The sequence below is a fragment of the Micromonospora nigra genome, from assembly GCF_900091585.1.
GTDB lineage: Bacteria > Actinomycetota > Actinomycetes > Mycobacteriales > Micromonosporaceae > Micromonospora > Micromonospora nigra.
On sequence record NZ_FMHT01000003.1, the window covers coordinates 5,326,751 to 5,345,130 of the forward strand.

Here is an 18,380-nt window from a genome sequence, read left to right on the forward strand (position 1 = left end):
TGCCGCCCCCGGGATGGACGAGAGACGCTACCGGCGATCTCATCCATCTTGGAGGCGCAGCGTGCCCAAACTCTCCCTTTTGCGGCGTTCCGCCGGACGACACCGCGCCTGGGCCGGGGCGGTCGCGGTGGCGACGGTCGCGGCCGTGCTGGCCGTACCCACCGCCACGTCCGCGGCGGTGGTGCCGGTACCCGAGCCGGCCACCCTGGTCTCGACGAATCCCGCCGACACCACGCCGCACGCCCGAAACGGCGAGAGCCGGGCCTTCGCCCAGGTCGGCGACATGGTGTACGTCGGTGGCAGCTTCACCCAGCTCCGGCAGACGGCGGCCGATCCGTGGATCAGTCGGCCCTACCTGTTCGCGTACGACCGCACCACCGGGACGATCTCGACGACCTTCCTGCCGGTGCTCGACGGCGCGGTCAACGCCCTGATCGCGGGTCCGGGCGGCACGCTGATCGTCGGCGGCGTCTTCAAGAACGTCAACGGGGTGTCCCGCAAGAACCTGGTGGCCCTCGACCCGGCCACCGGCGCGATCGTCGACGGCTGGGAGGGTCGCTCCGACGGCGGAACCGTGCGTGACCTCGTGCTGCACGGCAACTGGCTCTACGTGGCGGGTGCCTTCAACTGGCTCAACGGCACCGCGCACGCCGGGCTCGGCCGGCTGAACGCCACCACCGGCGCCATCGACCCGACGTTCGACATCAACGCGACGGTCGGCCGGCACACCACCACGTCGTACGTCTGGACCATCGACGTCTCGCCCGACGGCGCCACGCTCGCCGTCGGCGGCAACTTCACGTTCGTCAACGACCTGCCCCGCAACCAGATCGCCCTGGTCGACCTCACCGGCACCCCCGAGGTGCTGGACTGGAGCAGCGAGAAGTTCGTCGCCCCGTGCGCCAGCCCCGCGACCTTCGTGCACTACGTGCAGGACATCCGCTTCGGCGCCGACAGCAGCTGGTTCGTCGTCGGCACCAACGGTGGCTCGGGCTGGCCGGCCGCCTACTGCGACGCGCTGGTGCGCTTCGAGACCGCCGCCCGGGGGCCCGGCCAGCTCGCCACCTGGATCAACTTCACCGGCAACGACACCATCACCTCGGTCGAGGTGGCCGACAACGTGATCTACCTCGGCGGGCACTTCCGGTGGCTGAACAACCCCAACGCCAGCGACAAGGCCGGCAAGGGTGCGATCGACCGGCTCGGTGTCGCCGCGGTCACCCCGGCCACCGGCATGCCGGTCAACTGGAACCCGCGCCGCAGCGGCAGCGCCTCGATGCCGGCGGGTACGGCGGCCTGGGGCTCCTCCGTGCCGGTGCTCTGGCGCGGCACCGACGGCCTGTACTTCGGGCACAACTCCGACGGCATGGGCGAGGAGTACCACGGCCGGCTCGGTATGTTCCCGCTCGCCGGCGGGCGCAGCATCACCCCGAAGAACGCCCCGACGGCGGCCAGCGGCCACCTGTACCTGAAGACCGCCGAGGGCGAGCTGACCAAGGTGCCGTTCGACGGTACGGCCCTCGGTACGCCGACGACCGACGCCCAGCCCGCGTACACCGGCGCCGGGGCGACCTGGCGGGTGGACGACCGGATCTACTGGTCGCACCTGGTGGCCGAGACCCCCACCGGAAGCCGGATCGACGTGTCGCTGTTCAACGGCACCACCGTGGGTGGGTCGTGGGAGGCGTCCGGGTACAACGACTGGTACAACCCGGCGCTGCTGACCGGCGGCTTCTACCTCGACGGCCGGCTCTACTACACCCGCTCCGGGGCGAACGGCCTCTACTACCGCTACTTCGAGATCGACGGCAACTACCTGGGTGCCACCGAGTTCTCGCTGCCGACGACCGGGGTCACCTGGTCGGCCGTGCGCGGCATGGCCTGGGTGGACGGCAAGATCGTCTACGGTGCCACCGACGGTACGCTACGCAGCGTGCCGTTCGATCCGACGGCGGCGCCGTCGGTGGTGGTCGACGGCGCGGACGCGACGGTGCTGGCCCCGGCGACGCCGGCGCTCACCTGGTCCACCCCGTCGATGTTCTTCTCCGTACAGTGACGGTCGACCGTTCGTAACGGAACACCGGTAGATTGTTCACGTTGGGCCGGCGGCGGATCCACTGTCGCCGGCCCCACGACGTGGGGAGGATCGTTGGTCGGCATCCGCCGTTCGCTCGCGGTCCGGGCCGTCTTCGCGGTGAAGCGGCGCTGGTACCAGCTTCGCTACCCGCGGCTGAGCCTCGGCCGGGGCGTGGAGATCCGGGGCCGGATCCGGCTGCGCCGCGGCGTGCGCGTCAGCATCGGTGACCGCACCCGGATCAACAAGCTGGTCCGCTTCGCCGGGCCGGGCGAGGTCCGGGTGGGTGCCGACTGCCTGCTCAACGCCACCTGGATCGGCACCTGGACCTCGGTCACGGTCGGTGATCGATGTCTGCTGTCGGACTGCGAACTGCTCGACAACGACTTCCACAACCTGCCCCCCGCGCAGCGGCACGACGCGCCGACCCCGGCGACCCGGGCACCCATCACCGTCGAGGACAATGTCTGGATCGGGGCGCACGCGCTGGTCATGAAGGGTGTGCGGATCGGCCGGGACAGCGTCGTGGGTGCCGCGACGGTGGTCCGGTCGGACGTGCCCCCCGGTGTCGTGGTCGTCGGCAATCCCCAACAGACAGTGAAGAAGTTCCATGACTGATGCTGCCCCCGGTCCCTGGGCCCCCGACGGTCCCGCCGGCCCGCCGGCCACCCGTACCGTGACGTTCACCGACCTGCTCCGGGTGCCACTGCACCGGATCCGGCTCATCGGCGCGGTCGCCGCGGTGGGCCTCCTCGGCGCCCTCGGCTACGTGCTGGTGGTGCCGGCGGCGGTGACGGCCAGCGCGGTCGTGGCGATCCGCCCGGTGGTGACCGATGCGTTCACCCCCAGCGGCGCCGCCGCCGACCGGGCGGTGAACATGAACGTGGAGACCGGCATCGCCACCGGCACCGACGTGGTGCGTCGCCTGGTGGACGCCTTCGGGAAGGATCAGCGCGAGATCCGCGACGCCCTGGAGGTCGAGGTGCCGACCGGCGGGCAGATCCTGCGTTTCCTCTACCGGTCGGACGACGCCGAACGCGCCGTCGAGGGGGCGAACCTGGCCGCGCGGAGCTACCTCGACGTCCGGCGCGCCATGTACGAGAAGCAGCGCGAGGAGATGCTGCGTTCCTACGACGAGAGCATCAGCAAGGTGGTGGCCCAGCAGACCGCCGTGCAGAAGCGGATCAACAGCGCCCGGAACTCCGGCACCGCCGCCGACGCCGCCGTCGCCGAACTGGGCGGCATCAACAACCAGCTCACCCAGCTCAACGCCGCGCGGACCGAGATCGCCGCGGTCGACGTCAGCCCCGGCTGGATCACCCAGACCGCCGACCGCAACCTCGCCGCCTCCGCCGGCAACACCCCCCTGCTGATCGCCGCGGGGCTGCTCGGGGGCGCGCTCGTCGGCCTGGTGCTGGCCTTCGTCTGGGAGTCGATGGACCGGCGGGTCCGGTCGGTCACCGACGGTCGGGACGCCACCGGTCTGCCACTGCTCGGCACGGTCCGCTACCGCCGGTTCCGGGGGCGCGGGGCCGTGGACGCCGACGTGCGGTACGTCGCCATGGCCGTGGCGGAACGGGTGCGCCAGCCCGCCCGGGTGTCGGTGCTGACCGCCCGCGAGGACGCCACCGTGGTCACCGCCGGGCTCGCGGTGGCCCTGGCGGTGGCCGGCCGCGAGGTGTTCGTGGCCGACGACAGCGGTCGGGTCGACCAGCTGCGCGCCCAGGTCGTCGCCGACCGCGACCGGCTGCCGGCCAGCGTCGACCCCACCCGGCCGACGGTGCCGAAGCCCCGCGTGGCCGAGGGGCCGGCGGCTGCCGAAGGTGGCGAGGCACCGCGCAGGCCGTCCCCGCACCCGGTGCCCCGGCCCGCCCCCGAGGTGGACACCACGGTCGCGTTGCCCCGACCGTCCGGTGACCCGGACGCCACCATCACGCTGCCCCGGGTGAAGTCGGGCGCGTCCAGCGGGAACGGCCGCGTCGCCCAGGTCGCCGGCGCGGTCGCCGTGGGGGTCGGCAGCGTCCGCTTCGGCACCTGGCGGGAGGGCGCCGACCACAAGCTGGTGCTGTACAACGCCCCACCCGCCGAGGCCGACGAGCGGGGCGTGGCGATGGCCCGGCAGGGCACCGCCGTGGTGGTGGTGGAACGCGACCGGACCCGCCAGGGCGACCTGCGTCGCCTCGCCGAGCGGCTGCGCGCCGCCGGCGTCAACCCGTTGGGCTTCGTGCTGACCCGCGCGGGCAAGGGCTGATCGGTGCCCGCGACCCGCGCGCCGGCCACCACCGAACCGGCCGGTCCCGCACCGCCCGCCCCGCCCGCACCCCCGCCCCCGCCCCGCCTGCCGTTGTGGCCGCTGGTCCTGATGTTCGGGCTGGTGCCGCTGTGGTGGCTGGCCGGGGCGTTCTACCTGGGCTGGCCGCTGCTCGGCGCGTTGCTGTTCGCGCTGCTGGTCGTCCGGGGCCGGGTGCCGCTGCCGCCGGCCGCGGGGATCTGGCTGCTGTTCCTGGCGGTCGTGATGGTCAGCGCCACCCAGTTGGGGTCCGCGGCCTCGCTGCTCACCTTCGCGCTGCGGCTGGCGTTCTACCTGACCGCGATCGTGGTCGGTGTCTACGTCTGGACGGTGGCCCGGGAGCGCCCCGACCAGGTCACGGTGCTGCTGCCGCTGTGCGCCTTCTGGCTCGGACTGGTCGTGCTGGGTTGGCTGGGCGTGCTGGTTCCCCGCTTCGCGTTGACCACCCCGGTGGAGGTGCTGCTGCCCGGCGGGGTGGCCAACACCCCGTTCATCCGGGACATGGTCCACCTCACCACCGCCGAGTACAGCGAACGCTCGCTGAACCCGATCTACCGCCCGGCCGCGCCGTTCGCGTACACGAACAACTACGGCAGCGCGTACGCGATGACTCTGCCCTGCGTGGTGGCCTTCACCATGCTGCGCCGCAGCGGTCCGCTGCGCCTGGCGCTGCTGGTGTCGCTGCCGCTGTCGTTGCCTCCGGCGTTCCTCACCCTCAACCGGGCGATGTTCCTCAGCCTCGGCGCGGGGCTGGCGGTGCTCGGCGTGCGGGCGGCACTGCGCGGCAACGTGCGGGTCGCCGCGTCCATCGTCGGGGTGGTGGTGCTCGGCGGTCTGGCCACCCTGTTCATCCCGATCACCGAGCTGATCGGCAACCGGGTCGAGTCCAGCGACACGAACACCGACCGGCTCTCCCTCTACGCGGAGGTGCTGCGTCGCGTGCAGGATTCGCCCTGGCTCGGCTACGGGGCGCCGGTCAACGTCGACACCGTCACCGCCCAGGCACCCATCGGCACGCAGGGGCAGCTGTGGATGGTGCTGTTCAGTCACGGCGTACCCGCTCTGCTGTGCTTCCTCGGCTGGTTCGTCGCCGCCGCGTTCGTCTGTGCCCGGGCGACCTCGGCCGCCGGTCAGTGGCTGTCGGTGGTGCCGGTGATCTGCCTGGTGCAGATCCCGTTCTACGGGATGGCAAACCAGAACCTCGCGGTCGCGTTCTTCGCGGTCTGCTTCGCCATGGCGCTCACCGAACGCGAGACCCGGCTGCGGGCCACCGCCCGGCCGAGGACGGCGGTGCCAGCGTGACCGCCGCCACCCGCCCGCCGGCCGGGGACGGCCCGCCCACCGCGCCGCCCGTGGGCCCGCCCGACGACGGCGCGGCCGAGACCCGGCGCAGCGCCCGCAGCGGCGTCGCCGGGCTGGTCGGCGCGGCCACCAGCGGCCTGTTCGGGTTCGTCCTGGCCGTCGTCATCACCCGTGGCTACGGCGCAGCCGGATCGGGTGCCTTCTTCGCCGCGATCGGGGTGGTCACCGTCGCCGCGGCGGTCTGCACCCTGGGCGCGGAGACCGGACTGATGTGGGCGCTGCCGAGACGCCGCTCCGGCGCGGACGGCGACGCCGCCCGCATCCTGCCGGTCGCCCTGCTGCCGCCGCTGCTCGCGGCGGTGGCGGTGGCCGTGACCGGTGCGCTCGTCGCGGACTCCGTCGCGCCGGACCTGCTGGGTGGGGCGGGAACGGCCGGCGGGCCGCTGCTCGCGGTCACCTTCGCCGCCGTGCCGGCGGTGGTCGCGATGAACCTGCTGCTGGCGGCGCTGCGCTGCGTGCGGCCCATCCGGGCGTACGTGGCGGTGCAGTTCTTCCTGCTGCCGGTGGCCCGGCCGTTGCTGGTCGGCGCGGCGGTGCTCACCGGCGCGGGCTTGCTGACCGGCATGACCGGCTGGCTGGTGCCGGCCGCCGTCGCGCTGCTGGTCTGCCTCGGCCTGGTCGCCGGGCCGCTGGGCCTCGGCGCGGGGGCCCGGCTGCGGCCGGAACGGGCCGACTGGCCGGCGTTCTGGCGGTTCGCTCTGCCCCGCGCCGCCTCGGCGGCCATCGACGCCGGCAGCATGTGGGTGGGGGTGCTGCTCACCTCGGCGCTCGCCGGCCCCGACGACGCCGGCGTGTTCGGTGCGGTGGGCCGCTACATCCTCGCCGGCCAGCTAGCCATGCAGGGGCTTCGGGTGGCGGTGTCGCCGCAGCTGTCCCGCCTGCTCGGCCGGGGTGAGCGGGCCGCCGCGGCGGCGGTGCACCGGCAGCTCACCACCTGGGGGCTGGTGCTGTCGTGGCCGGTCTACCTGCTGCTGGCGGTGTTCGGGCCGGCGTTCCTGGAGCTGTTCGGCCCGGAGTTCTCCGCCGGGGCGGGCGCGATGACGGTGCTGGCGCTGGCGATGCTCGTCAACACCGGGGTCGGTAACGTGCAGAGCCTGCTGCTGATGGGTGGGCGCAGCGGGCTGCACCTGGCCGGGGCGTCGGCCGGGCTGCTGGTCACCGTGTCCCTCGGGCTGTGGCTGATTCCCGCCCACGGCGCGACCGGCGCGGCGCTGGCCTGGGCGGCCGGCATCGCCACCGAGAACCTCACCGCGTTCGGCTGTGCCCGGGTCGTGGTGGGCCAGCCGTTGCTCGACGCGGCGCTGGCGCGGGCCGCCGCGGCCACCGTCGCCGGGGTGGGCACGGCGGCCACGGCCGGGCTGCTGGCCTCCGGCCGGGGCATCGCCGGCCTGGCGGTGGCGCTGGGCGTGCTCGCCGCCGGCTGCGTCGGCTTGTTGACGTTGGCCCGGGTGCGGCGCGGCATCCGGGTGACCATGATGCAGATCCGTGGGCGCGGCCCCGGTGGCCTAGCCGCCGACCGGGCCCACGACAGTCGATGAAGGGCAGGTGAGGTCGTCGTGCCGTCCATCCGGGACCGGGTGAAGCAGCTCGTACCGACCCAGGTGACCAACCGGGTGAAGGAGAGCCTCGTCGACTACGGGGTGCGCACCAGCGACCGCCGGCCGGTGCCGGACTTCCTCATCATCGGCACCAAGCGGGGCGGCACCACGTCGCTGTGGAACTACCTGATCCAGCATCCGCTGGTGCCGCGCCTGTTCCCGGCCTGGAACACCAAGGCCTCCCACTACTTCGAGGAGAACTGGGGGCGGGGCGAGGCGTGGTACCGCTCGCACTTCCCGACGCAGCGCCAGCGGGCGGCGCTGGAGAGCCGGCACGGCGGCGCGACGCGGGTCGGCGAGGCGGCCCCGTTGTACATGTTCCACCCGTTGGCGGCACAGCGGGTCTCGGCGCTGATGCCCTCGGTGAAGCTGATCGTGCTGCTGCGCGACCCGGTCGAGAGGGCGTACTCGCACTGGAAGGAGCGGCGCACCAACGGGGTCGAGCCGCTGGACTTCGCTGCCGCCCTGGCCGCCGAGCCGGAGCGTACGGCCGGCGAACGGGAGCGGTTGATCGCCGAGCCGGAGTACTTCAGCGAGGCGTACGACTGGTACACCTACCGGGCCCGGGGGCGTTACCTGGAGCACCTGGAGCCGTGGCTGGAGCGTTTCGACCGGTCCCAGATCCTGTTCCTGCCCAGCGAGGAGCTGTACCGCGACGCGCGGGCCACCTACCAGCGCACCCTGGACTTCCTCGGCCTGCCCCCGCACGACCTGCCCGACTTCAAGGTCTACAACGACCGGCGCTCCGCGCCGCTGGAGCCCCAGTTGCGCGCCGAGCTGACCGGGTACTACCGGCCCTACAACGACGCGCTGCGGCAGCGGCTGGGCATGGACCTCGACTGGCCGGACCGGGCGGCGTGACGGCGGCAGCCACCACGTCGACCGATCCCCGGTCGCGGGCCGACGGGCTGGGCTGGGTGACGCGGGCGGTCTTCGGCGACGAGCGGATCACGTTGACGGTGGGCGGGCCCCCGCCGGCCGGCCACACCGCCGTGGCCCGGTACGCGGTGGTCCCGTCGCTGGACCGGGCACGGTTCCTGCTGCCGCTCGGCGCACCCCGGGTCACCGCGGCGGCCCTGCTGGCGTACAACGCGCTGCGCCCGGCGAAGGTGCGCGCGATGCGGGCGGTGCTCGGCGGGGCGGCCCGGGTCGGCCTGGTCGACCTGGCGCCGTTTCCGACCCTGACGGTGTCGCTGCCCGCCGGGGTGCCGGCCGCCGACGCCCTGCTGGCGGGCCGGCTCGCGGCGCGGCTCGCCGCCGGGCCGCTGCACGCCGCCTGCGGGGTGCGCCCGCCGGACCCGAACCACAAGCCGACCCTGCAACTGTTCGACGCGACCGGCCGCCCGCGCGGCTACGCCAAGATCGGCTGGAACGACGCCACCCGCGCCCTGGTGACCGCCGAGGCCGCGGCGCTGCGCGAGCTGCCCGGGGTGTCCGGGGTGGCCGACCATCCCGTCGCGCCCCGGCTGCTCGCGGAGGTCGTGGAGCGGGACCGGGCGGTGGCGGTGGTGGAGCCGCTGCCGCCGACGGTGCGCGGAGTGCCGGTCACCGAACCGCCCGACACCGGGGCGCTGCTCGCGGTGGCCCGCCGGGGCCGGCCGCCGGCGCCGGCCCGGCCGCTCGCCGGGTCGCCGTTCCTGGCCCGGCTGGCCGCCGAGGCGCAGCGCGCCGCCGATCCCGCGAGGGCGCAGCAGGGTGGCGGGGCCGACTCCGCCGGAAGGCAGCAGGATGGCGGGGCCGACTCCGCCGGAAGGCAGGACGGTGGCGCCGCCGACTCCGCCGGGGCGCAGCGCGATGACGGAGCCGGCGCCGCCGGGGCCCGGGTGGTCGCCGCCGTGGCAGCGTTGGCGCGACGGCACGGCGCAACGGCCGTGGAGTTCGGACACTGGCACGGCGACTGGGTGCCGTGGAACCTCGGCCGGCACGCGGGCCGGCTGGTCGCCTGGGACTGGGAACACAGCGGGCCGGACGTGCCGGTGGGCTTCGACCTGGCGCACGACGCGTTCCAGCGGTCCCTGGTGCTGCGCGGCGAACCGGCCGCCACGGCGGCGGGGGCGGCGGACGCCCAACTCGCCCGGCTCGGTGGCCGGCTGGGGCTCGACGAGGCCGCGTGCCGACTGGTGGTCGACGCGTACCTGGTCGAGATGTGGCTGCGGACGTGGCGGCTGGCCGCCGCGGGTGCCGGCTGGAATCCCGCCCTGCATCCCGCCCTGTTGGACGTCGTCGAGAAACGACATAACGGGTGAGGCATCCCGGCGCGGGGCGACCCGCTGCCGGAGAGTGACGACAGATCTGCTGGTCGTGACGGGCGTCGATGGATGGCGGCCGCGCGGCGCACCTACCCGCCACGAACGGAGCTCGACCCGCCGGCCGGTCACCAGTGTCCACCGGCCGGGGAACGTGTGGTCTGCTGCTGCGTGGCACCGACCTGAAGGCCAAGCGAACGTGGGGAGTCGCGTGGACGTGAACAACGAGCAACCCGGGGACCGTCCGGTCCTGCTGCTGGTCGGGTCCAGTGGTGGGCACCTGGCCCAACTGCTGGCGCTGCGGCCCTGGTACGAGAGGCATCCGCGCTGCTGGGTCACCTTCGACACCCCGGAGGCGGTGTCGCTGCTGGCCGGCGAGGAACTGGTTCCGGCACACCACCCGACCACCCGAAACGTGCCGAACCTGCTGCGCAACGCGGTGCTGGCCTGGCGGGTGCTGCGCCGGCGCCGGATCGCCGCGGTGGTCACCACCGGCGCGGGAGTCGCGGTGCCCTTCGTCGTGCTGGCCCGGCTGCGCGGCGTCCCGACCGTCTACATCGAGGTCTACGACCGCATCGACACTCCCACGCTGACCGCCCGACTCTGCCGGCCGTTCCTGTCCGCGATGCTCGTGCAGTGGGAGGAACAGCGTCGCCAGTACCCGGAGGCGACCGTCGTGGGGACGCTGCTGTGAACGGCGAGGCCACGACCCGGCGCGAGGCCCACGCCGCCGGGCAGCCGCCGCGCCTGCCGGCCCAGCGGGGCCCCGACGGAGTGACCCGCACCAGCGTCCTGGTCGCCGTCGGCACCGACAAGCACCCCTTCGTCCGACTCGTCGACTGGCTCGGCGGCTGGCATCCGACGGTCGCCGACCGGGTGGCGCTCACCGTGCAGCACGGCCACACCCCGGCCCCCGGCCTGCCCGGTGCGGTGCCCTTCCTCGGCCACGACGAACTCCAGTCGGCGATGGCGGGTGCCGATCTGGTGGTCTGCCACGGCGGCCCGGCCACCATCCTGGAGGCCCGCCGGCACGGCCGCCTGCCCATCGTGGTCCCGCGCGACCCGGCGCACGGCGAGCATGTCGACGACCACCAGCAGTTGTTCGCCCGCCGTCTCGGCGAGGCCGGCATGGTGGCGCTCTGCGAGACCAGGCAGGCGCTGCTGGACACCCTCGCCACCGCGCTGGCCGACCCGGCCCGGTTCGACGTGACCGTCGACGCCGCCACCGAGGCGGGCCGGCACGCGGCGGTGCGCCGGGTGGGCACGATCGTGGAGGAACTGGTGGCCGCCGCCGAGTCGCGGCGCCGTCGACCCTGGTGGCGGGCGCGGGCCGGCCGGAACGGAGAGCACAGCCGATGACGACCTTCCCCAGCGTGAGCGCCGTGGTGCCCACCCGGGACCGCCCCGAACTGCTGCGGGCGGCGGTCCGGGCGATCGTCGGCCAGGACTATCCGGGCGAGGTCGAGGTGGTCGTCGTGTACGACCAGTCCGAGCCGGACGACTCCGTCGCGGAGCTGTCCGCGCCGGGACGGCCGGTGCGGGTCGTGCGCAACACCCGCACCCCCGGCCTGGCCGGGGCCCGCAACTCGGGGGTCCTGGCGGCGACGGGTGAACTGGTGGCCTTCTGCGACGACGACGACGAGTGGCTGCCCGGCAAGCTGCGCGCCCAGGCCGGAGCGCTCGCCGCCGCCCCCGGTGCGCAGTTCGTCAGCTGCGGCATCCGGGTCAGCTACGACGGGCACACCGTCGAGCGGGTGCTGACGCGCGCCTCGATCAGCCTGGCCGACCTGCTGCGCGACCGGATGACCGAGCTGCACCCGTCGACGTTCCTGATCCGGGCCGCCGCGCTGCGGGACGGCTTCGGGCTGGTCGACGAGGAGATTCCCGGCAGCTACGCGGAGGACTACGAGTTCCTCCTGCGGGCCGCCCGCAGCGCCCCACTGGTCAACCTGGCCACCCCGTACGTGCTGGTGCGGTGGCACAAGCGGTCGTACTTCGCGCAGCGGTGGGACACCATCTCCGAGGCGTTGCAGTGGTTGTTGGAGCGCTATCCGGAGTTCGTCACCCAGCCGGCGGGGGAGGCCCGGGTCGCCGGCCAGATCGCGTTCGCCCGAGCCGCCTCGGGGGACCGCCGGGGCGCGGTGCGGTGGGCGCGGCGCACCATCCGGCGCAATCCCCGCGAACCCCGCGCGTACCTGGCACTGGCGGTCGCCGGGCGGGTCGTCCGGGCCGACGCGGTGCTGCGCACCCTGCACAAGCGGGGCCGCGGCATCTGACGGCGGCGCACGACTGCGACGCCGCGGCTGGCCGCCGGCCGGCACACCCCGGCCGGGGCCAGCGTGGACTGTCCGCCCCGCCGACCGGAACGACCCCGGTCGGCGGGGCTGCCCCGGGGATCACTCCCGCACGGTCCCGTCCGGTCCGGTTTCGCCCGGTCCGGTTTCGCCCGGTCCGGTTTCGCCCGGTCCGGTCCCGTCCGGTTCGGTCCCGTCCGGTTCGGTCCCGTCCGGTCCGGTCATGCGTCGCTCGCGCCGTTCGGCGGACGCCTGTCGCAGCCGCTCGTACCAGGCCGGCGTGGTGACGGGGTCGAAGATCCGCGCGATCGCGATGTCGGTGGAGGAGTGCGCGAGAATCGACAGCACGATCGTCAACGCCACCAGGTGGAAGATGGCATCCGCAGCGGGGATGCCGGCTTGGAGCACGAGCAGTCCGTAGACGACCGAGGCGAATCCCTTCGGCCCGAACCACATGGCGGCGAACTGCTCGGTGCGGCTCAGCCGGGAGCCGAGGAAGGACACCGCGAGCGCGGCCGGCCGCGCCAGCACGATGGCCAGCACGGCGAAGACCCAGCCGGGCCAGGAGATCTCCCCGAGGAACTCGACCGAGATCAGTGCGCCGAAGACCAGCAGCGCCGCCAGCTTGAACAGCTCCGCCAGCACCTCGCCGAAGTGCGCGAAGCTCTCCCGCTGCCGCTCGCCGAAGGTCGCCACCGTGACGCCCGCGGCGAACGCGGCCAGGAACAGGTTGGCGTGGGTCACCTGGCCCAGCGCGAGGACGAGCAGCCCGATCGCGACCCCGTTCAAGGGCTCGTACTGGGTGGAGGCGGAGAAGAAGCGGCTCCGTTCCAGCCGCAGCGCCAGCCAGGGGACCGCCACCCCGATGACGACTCCGAGCAGCAGCTCCGTCCCGAGCTCGTCGAGGTGCAGGTCGTCCGAGCCGGCGGCGACCGCGAGGAACAGGATGACGAACGGCAGGGCCAGACCGTCGTTGATGCCGGACTCGACGTTGAGCAGGTGCCGCAACCGGGCGGGCACCCGCTCGTTGCCTACCAGTGCGGCGGCGAAGACCGGGTCGGTGGGGGCGAGGATCGCGCCCAGTAGAAAGGCCTCCGGCCAGTCCAGACCCGCCACGAAGTGACCCAGCCCCGCGGTGATCAGCAGGGTCAGCGGGAGCCCCCAGCCGAGCGCCCGACCGGGTAGCCGCCAGGCCGTGCGCAGGTCCGACCACCCGACCCGCATCCCGTCGGTGAACAACACGGTGAACAGGGCCAACTCGGCAAGTGTCGCCACGATGGGGGCGTCGGCGGTGACGTCCAGCACGCCGGTGGTCTCCGGGCCGAGCACGAAGCCGGCCGCCAGGAACACCACCGCTGTCGACAGGACCGTCCGGTGGGCGAGGCTGGACAGCAGCACGGCGACCAGCAGCACCGCCGCAAACGCGAAGAGCAACACTCCGACTCCCGGACTTCGTGATCACCGGCCCGGCTGCCCGGCGATCCCGCCAGTGCGCCGCGCCTGATCGTACGGCCGCCACCGCCCGATCGCCTGTCGACGCTGCTGCGCCGACCGGCTCCGCGTCCGCAGGGCGGGACGGCGCGGGCACCGCGCGGTGGCGGCCACCGGACGTGACAGACTGAGCGCTGTGTTGCGCTGGCTGACTGCAGGTGAATCGCACGGTCCCGCCCTCGTTGCCCTGTTGGAGGGGGTTCCCGCCGGGGTGGAGGTGACCTCCGCCGACATCGCCGGGGAGCTGGCCCGCCGTCGCCTCGGCTACGGCCGGGGCGCCCGGATGGCCTTCGAGCAGGACGAGGTCGAGTTCATCGGCGGCCTTCGGCACGGGGTGACCCTGGGCAGCCCGGTCGCGATCCGGGTGGGCAACTCGGAGTGGCCGAAGTGGCAGACCGTGATGGCCGCCGACCCGGTCGACGCCGACGAGCTGGCCGGGCAGGCGCGCAACGCCCCGCTGACCCGCCCCCGGCCCGGCCACGCCGACCTGGCCGGCATGCAGAAGTACGGCCACACCGACGCCCGGCCGATCCTGGAACGGGCCAGCGCCCGGGAGACCGCGGCCCGGGTGGCCGTCGGCACCGTCGCCAAGGCGCTGGTGAAGCAGGCGCTGGGCATCGAGATCGTCTCGCACGTCGTCGAGCTGGGGCCGGTGGCCGCGAAGCCGGGGCTGCGACCCGTGCCGGGCGACGCCGAGCGCATCGACGCCGACCCGCTGCGCTGCCTCGACCCCGAGGCCAGCGCCCGGATGGTCGCGGAGGTCGACGCCGCGAAGAAGGCCGCCGACACCCTCGGCGGCGTGGTCGAGGTGCTGGCGTACGGGGTGCCGCCGGGCCTGGGCAGCCACGTGCAGTGGGACCGCAAGCTCGACGCCCGGTTGGCGACCGCGCTGATGTCGATCCAGGCGATCAAGGGGGTGGAGATCGGCGACGGCTGGCAGCAGGCCCGCTCCCGTGGTTCGGAGGCGCACGACGAGATCGTGCCCACCGCCACCGGCGTCCGGCGGATCACCGACCGGGCCGGTGGGCTGGAGGGCGGCATCACCACCGGTGAGCCGCTGCGGGTGAAGGCCGCCATGAAGCCGATCTCGTCGCTGAACCGGGCCCTGTCGACCGTGGACGTGACCACCGGAGAGCCGGCCACCGCGATCAACCAGCGCTCCGACGTGTGTGCGGTGCCCGCCGCAGCCGTCGTCGCCGAGGCGATGGTGGCGCTGGTGCTGGCCGAGGCGGCCACCGAGAAGTTCGGCGGCGACTCGGTCGCCGAGATCCGGCGCAACCTCGCCGGTTACCTCGACGCCCTGGTGATCCGGTGACCGCACCGACCCGCCCGGTCTGTGTGCTGGTCGGCGCACCCGGCTCGGGCAAGACCACCGTCGGGCAGGCCGTCGCCGCCACGCTCGGCGTCGAGTTCCGCGACACCGACGCCGACATCGAGCGTCTCGCCGGCAAGCCGATCCCGGAGATCTTCGTCGACGAGGGCGAGGAACACTTCCGTACGCTCGAACGGGCGGCCGTGGCGGCGGCGCTGGCCTCCTGCCCGGGGGTGCTCGCCCTCGGCGGCGGCGCGGTGCTCGCCGAGGACAACCGCGCCGTGCTGATCGGGCACCGGGTGGTGCACCTGTCCGTCGAGTTGCCCGACGCGGTGAAGCGGATCGGCCTGGGGGCCGGCCGGCCGCTGCTGGCGATCAATCCGCGCGCCACGCTGAAACACCTGCTGGACCAGCGTCGCCCGTTGTACGCGGAAGTGGCCACGGCCACTGTCGTGACCGACGGGCGGACGACGGAGGAGGTCGCCGCCGAGGTCGTCACCCTGCTCGGCCACTGAGGTCGGCCCGGTGGCCGGGCCGCGGCCGGTGCCCGGCGGTGCGCGTTGCCGCCGGCCGTCGGGGCCCCGGGCGCCAGCCGGCCAGGAGGGCGAGGGCGAGCAGGATCTCGGCCAGGTCGCCGCCGTAGTACATCACCGTGGCCCCGGCACGCAGCTGCTCCGGCGGGGCGGGGACGTCGACCAGCAGGCCCGCGTACAGCAGTTGGGCGAGGGACGCGTGGGCGACCACCGCCGCCCCGAGCACCACCAGCCGCACCGGCACCCGGGGGCGGTGCGGGCCGGGATCCGGGCCGGCCATCGACCAGGTGAAGAGGCATCCGCTGACCAGGAAGTGCAGGTGGACCAGGTCGTGGAGCAGCGGGTCGACTAGGGTGGCCCGGTACAGCGGGGTGAGGTGGAGCAACCAGAGCCCGCCGGCGGTGAGCAGCAGCCCGGTGACCGGATGGGTGAGCGGCCGCAGGGCCGGGTGCCGCAGCACGTGGACCGCCGCCCGCCCGGCCCGCCGGTCGACCGTGCGTAGGGCCAGCGTGCCGGGTGCACCGAGGACCAGCCCGAGGGGGGCCAGCATGCCGAGCAGGAGATGCTGCCACATGTGCCCGACGAAGTCGTCGGCCGGCAGGATCAGCGCCGTGGCGAGCAGGGCACACCCGGCGGCGAAGGCCGCCGTTCGCCAGTGGCTCCAACCGGCTCCGTCCCGGCCGCGTTGGCGCAGCGCGGCGGCCAGGTAGACCCAGCAGGCCGCCAGGGGCACGAGCAGCGCCGGCCCGACGGTCGCGTGACCGGCGTGGTGCCCGGCGACCAGCGCGGTGTTCACCGGTCCGTGGTCGGCGTGGTTGCCTGCTCGTCGGCCGCGCAGAGGTCCACGGCGCGGGCCCGGCGCTGCACGAGCCAACCCACGACGATGAACACCACGCCGAGGGCGAGGAAGCCGAGGTCCCACCAGAGCTGGTCGGGCCCGGCACGGACGTGGTGGATGGCCAGGACGTGGTGGTCGACGACGCCCTCCACCAGGTTGAACAGCCCCCAGCCGATCAACGCCCAGCCCCACAGCATCGGCGAGCGCCAGAGCCGGCCCCGGGACCGGGTCACCCGGGAGTAGAGCAGGGCCAGCCCGGTCAGCACCGCCACCCAGGTGACCACGTGGAAGATGCCGTCCCAGAGCGTGTTCATCTCCAGCCCCGCGACGGTGTCGACCGGGTAGTCACGGACTCCGATGTTGTCGCTGTCGGTGCTGCTGAGCAGGTGGTGCCACTGCAACACCTGGTGCAGCACGATCCCGTCGACGAATCCGCCGAGGCCGACGCCGAGGATGGTGGCGGGCAGCCGGATGTCCGCGCCGTCGATGGTTCCTTCCGCCATGGGCGGACCTCCAGATCCCGTCAGCTGCGCACGATCCCGTCGGTCGGGCGGAGTTCTCGTGCCCGGGCTGTCGAGGGTTAAACCGCGCGTTCCACCGAGTGGTCACGCGGAGTGGGTGGACCGGGTCGGGTGCGGTTGCTGGACTAGGCTGCCGGCGATGGACGAGACGACCCGGATCCCGGTCGGCGGTGAGCGGCCGTACGACGTGCTGGTGGGACGCGACCTGCTGGGCAACCTGCCCGGGCTGCTGCCCGGCGCGGCGCGGGTGGCGGTGCTGCACGCGCCCCCGCTGGCGGCGCTGGCCGGTGCCGTGGCCGAGCGGCTGCGTGCGGGTGGCATGACGCCGCTGCCGGTCGAGGTGCCGGACGCCGAGGGCGGAAAGCACGCCGACGTGGCGGCCCGCTGCTGGGACCGACTCGGGGAGGCGGGCTTCACGCGTACCGACGCGGTGGTCGGTGTGGGCGGCGGCGCGGTCACCGACCTGGCCGGCTTCGTCGCGGCCTGCTGGTTGCGCGGGGTGCGCTGGGTGCCGGTGGCCACCTCGCTGCTGGGCATGGTCGACGCCGCGGTCGGCGGCAAGACGGGCATCAACACCGCCGTCGGCAAGAACCTGGTCGGGGCCTTCCACCCGCCGGTCGGTGTGCTGGCCGACCTGTCGACGCTGGACAGCCTGCCCCGGGCCGACCTGGCCGCCGGGATGGCCGAGGTCGTCAAGTGCGGGTTCATCGCCGACCCGGTCATCCTCGACCTGGTCGAGCGGGCGCCGACGGCGGCCACCGACCCCACCGACCCGGTCGCCCGTGAGCTGATCGAGCGGGCGGTGCGGGTGAAGGCCGACGTCGTCGCCGGTGACCTGCGGGAGTCGGGGGAGCGGGAGATGCTCAACTACGGGCACACCCTGGCCCACGCGATCGAGAAGGTCGAGGGTTACCGCTGGCGGCACGGCGACGCCGTCGCCGTCGGCCTGGTGTACGCGGGCACGCTCGCCCGGCTCGCCGGGCGGCTGGACGAGGCGACCGCGCAGCGGCACCGCACGGTGCTGACCGCGCTCGGCCTGCCCACCGGCTACCGGGCCGACGCCTGGCCGCAACTGCTGGCCACGATGCGGGTCGACAAGAAGACCCGGGGTGACCGGCTGCGCTTCGTGGTGCTCGACGGGCCGGCCCGTCCGGCGATCCTGGAGGGCCCCGACGACGAGCTGCTGCACGCCGCCTACCGGGAGGTGACCGGATGAGGGTGTACGTGCTCAACGGGCCGAACCTGGGCCGGCTCGGCACCCGGCAGGTCGACGTGTACGGCACGACCAGCTACGCCGACCTGGTGGCCCTCTGCGAGAGGACCGGGCGTGAACTCGGCCTCGACGTCGTCGTGCGGCAGACCGACGCCGAGCACGACCTGATCGGTTGGCTGCACTCCGCCGCCGACGAGGCCGCCGCCGTGGTGCTGAACCCGGCGGCCTGGTCGCACTACTCGATCGCGGTGCGGGACGCCTGCGCGTTGCTGCGCGGCCCGCTGGTGGAGGTGCACATCTCCAACATCCACGCCCGCGAGGAGTTCCGGCGGCACTCGGTGGTCTCCGCCGTGGCGACCGGCGTGATCTGCGGCCTCGGCCCCGACGGCTACCGCCTGGCGCTGCATCACCTCGCCGCCATTCGGGACCAGTCGGCCTGAGGTCGCGGCCGGGCCGGGCGCTCGGTGGCTTCCGCGCCGACGGCCACCCCCTCGTGATGGTTACCGTGTGTGATCGACTTCTTGCCGTCGGTCCACCTCTGCTCGCCCGCCGCGCGGCTGCACCGGGGGCGGTCCGGTGTGCTCGGGAGGCTGCCCGACCGGCCCGGC

Annotated in this window: 17 protein-coding genes; 14 read left to right on the forward strand and 3 right to left on the reverse strand. The window is 74.1% G+C overall.

Annotated features, from left to right (window positions below):
* Positions 1-13 precede the first annotated feature (13 nt).
* The 10 genes from GA0070616_RS23455 to GA0070616_RS23500 all read left to right on the forward strand — a co-directional run bounded on the left by GA0070616_RS23455 (position 14) and on the right by GA0070616_RS23500 (position 11,846).
* A complete protein-coding gene (locus GA0070616_RS23455; RefSeq protein WP_139128984.1) occupies positions 14-2,056 on the forward strand; it encodes a hypothetical protein in 2,043 nt (680 codons plus the stop codon).
* Positions 2,057-2,149: 93 nt separating this feature from the next.
* A complete protein-coding gene (locus GA0070616_RS23460) occupies positions 2,150-2,692 on the forward strand; it encodes an acyltransferase (RefSeq protein ID WP_091087353.1) in 543 nt (180 codons plus the stop codon).
* Positions 2,685-4,325: a lipopolysaccharide biosynthesis protein gene (locus tag GA0070616_RS23465; RefSeq protein WP_091087357.1), complete on the forward strand. Its 1,641-nt coding sequence runs from the start codon at positions 2,685-2,687 to the stop codon at positions 4,323-4,325. The genes GA0070616_RS23460 and GA0070616_RS23465 overlap by 8 nt, the downstream gene beginning before the upstream one ends.
* Before the next feature lie 3 nt (positions 4,326-4,328).
* Positions 4,329-5,666, forward strand: coding sequence for an O-antigen ligase family protein (locus GA0070616_RS23470; protein ID WP_091087361.1), 1,338 nt, complete (start codon positions 4,329-4,331; stop codon positions 5,664-5,666).
* Positions 5,663-7,264, forward strand: a complete 1,602-nt coding sequence (locus GA0070616_RS23475; protein WP_425412968.1) for a lipopolysaccharide biosynthesis protein — start codon at positions 5,663-5,665, stop codon at positions 7,262-7,264. Before GA0070616_RS23470 ends, GA0070616_RS23475 begins: the two co-directional genes overlap by 4 nt.
* 18 nt (positions 7,265-7,282) lie before the next feature.
* Positions 7,283-8,185, forward strand: a complete 903-nt coding sequence (locus tag GA0070616_RS23480) for a sulfotransferase domain-containing protein (RefSeq protein WP_091087365.1) — start codon at positions 7,283-7,285, stop codon at positions 8,183-8,185.
* Positions 8,182-9,570: a hypothetical protein gene (locus GA0070616_RS23485; RefSeq protein WP_091087369.1), complete on the forward strand. Its 1,389-nt coding sequence runs from the start codon at positions 8,182-8,184 to the stop codon at positions 9,568-9,570. The genes GA0070616_RS23480 and GA0070616_RS23485 overlap by 4 nt, the downstream gene beginning before the upstream one ends.
* A gap of 211 nt (positions 9,571-9,781) precedes the next feature.
* The gene (locus tag GA0070616_RS23490) at positions 9,782-10,264 is read left to right on the forward strand and encodes a glycosyltransferase family 28 protein (protein WP_091087373.1); all 483 of its coding nucleotides are present in this window, start codon (positions 9,782-9,784) and stop codon (positions 10,262-10,264) included.
* Positions 10,261-10,929, forward strand: a complete 669-nt coding sequence (locus tag GA0070616_RS23495) for a glycosyltransferase (protein ID WP_091087376.1) — start codon at positions 10,261-10,263, stop codon at positions 10,927-10,929. Before GA0070616_RS23490 ends, GA0070616_RS23495 begins: the two co-directional genes overlap by 4 nt.
* Entirely contained in the window at positions 10,926-11,846 is a 921-nt protein-coding gene (locus GA0070616_RS23500) for a glycosyltransferase family 2 protein (RefSeq protein WP_091087379.1), read from the forward strand. The genes GA0070616_RS23495 and GA0070616_RS23500 overlap by 4 nt, the downstream gene beginning before the upstream one ends.
* 120 nt (positions 11,847-11,966) lie before the next feature.
* Here the strand turns inward: GA0070616_RS23500 and GA0070616_RS23505 are convergent, their stop codons facing one another.
* A complete protein-coding gene (locus GA0070616_RS23505) occupies positions 11,967-13,301 on the reverse strand; it encodes a cation:proton antiporter (RefSeq protein WP_139128985.1) in 1,335 nt (444 codons plus the stop codon).
* Between the two features lie 190 nt (positions 13,302-13,491).
* Here GA0070616_RS23505 and aroC point away from each other — a divergent pair, with 190 nt between their 5' ends.
* Together aroC and GA0070616_RS23515 are read left to right on the forward strand one after the other, a co-directional pair.
* On the forward strand, positions 13,492-14,670 hold the full coding sequence (gene aroC, locus GA0070616_RS23510) for a chorismate synthase (RefSeq protein WP_091087383.1): 1,179 nt from the start codon (positions 13,492-13,494) through the stop codon (positions 14,668-14,670).
* A complete protein-coding gene (locus GA0070616_RS23515; protein WP_091087387.1) occupies positions 14,667-15,182 on the forward strand; it encodes a shikimate kinase in 516 nt (171 codons plus the stop codon). Before aroC ends, GA0070616_RS23515 begins: the two co-directional genes overlap by 4 nt.
* Here the strand turns inward: GA0070616_RS23515 and GA0070616_RS23520 are convergent.
* Both GA0070616_RS23520 and GA0070616_RS23525 read right to left on the reverse strand, forming a co-directional pair.
* Positions 15,163-15,996 carry a cytochrome c oxidase assembly protein gene (locus GA0070616_RS23520; RefSeq protein ID WP_245712865.1) on the reverse strand — a complete coding sequence of 278 codons (834 nt, stop codon included), beginning with the start codon at positions 15,994-15,996 and terminating at the stop codon, positions 15,163-15,165. The two genes, GA0070616_RS23515 and GA0070616_RS23520, sit on opposite strands and share 20 nt — an antisense overlap.
* Complete coding sequence (locus GA0070616_RS23525; RefSeq protein WP_091087390.1) at positions 15,993-16,541, reverse strand: DUF2243 domain-containing protein; 549 nt, start codon at positions 16,539-16,541, stop codon at positions 15,993-15,995. Before GA0070616_RS23525 ends, GA0070616_RS23520 begins: the two co-directional genes overlap by 4 nt.
* A gap of 157 nt (positions 16,542-16,698) precedes the next feature.
* Between GA0070616_RS23525 and aroB the strand changes: the two genes are divergently transcribed.
* Both aroB and aroQ read left to right on the forward strand, forming a co-directional pair.
* Positions 16,699-17,775 (forward strand): 3-dehydroquinate synthase, encoded by a 1,077-nt coding sequence (gene aroB, locus GA0070616_RS23530; protein ID WP_091087393.1) that lies wholly within the window; start codon positions 16,699-16,701, stop codon positions 17,773-17,775.
* Entirely contained in the window at positions 17,772-18,212 is a 441-nt protein-coding gene (gene aroQ / locus GA0070616_RS23535) for a type II 3-dehydroquinate dehydratase (protein WP_091087396.1), read from the forward strand. The genes aroB and aroQ overlap by 4 nt, the downstream gene beginning before the upstream one ends.
* The last annotated feature ends 168 nt before the right edge of the window (positions 18,213-18,380 follow it).

Bases quoted from the DNA above. Each gene is read 5' to 3' on its own strand.
- GA0070616_RS23455 (WP_139128984.1), top strand. From the start codon at position 14: ATGGACGAGAGACGCTACCGGCGATCTCATCCATCTTGGAGGCGCAGC.
- GA0070616_RS23465 (WP_091087357.1), top strand. From the start codon at position 2,685: ATGACTGATGCTGCCCCCGGTCCCTGGGCCCCCGACGGTCCCGCCGGC.
- GA0070616_RS23500 (WP_091087379.1), top strand. From the start codon at position 10,926: ATGACGACCTTCCCCAGCGTGAGCGCCGTGGTGCCCACCCGGGACCGC.
- GA0070616_RS23525 (WP_091087390.1), bottom strand. From the start codon at position 16,541: ATGGCGGAAGGAACCATCGACGGCGCGGACATCCGGCTGCCCGCCACC.
- aroB (WP_091087393.1), top strand. From the start codon at position 16,699: ATGGACGAGACGACCCGGATCCCGGTCGGCGGTGAGCGGCCGTACGAC.
- aroQ (WP_091087396.1), top strand. From the start codon at position 17,772: ATGAGGGTGTACGTGCTCAACGGGCCGAACCTGGGCCGGCTCGGCACC.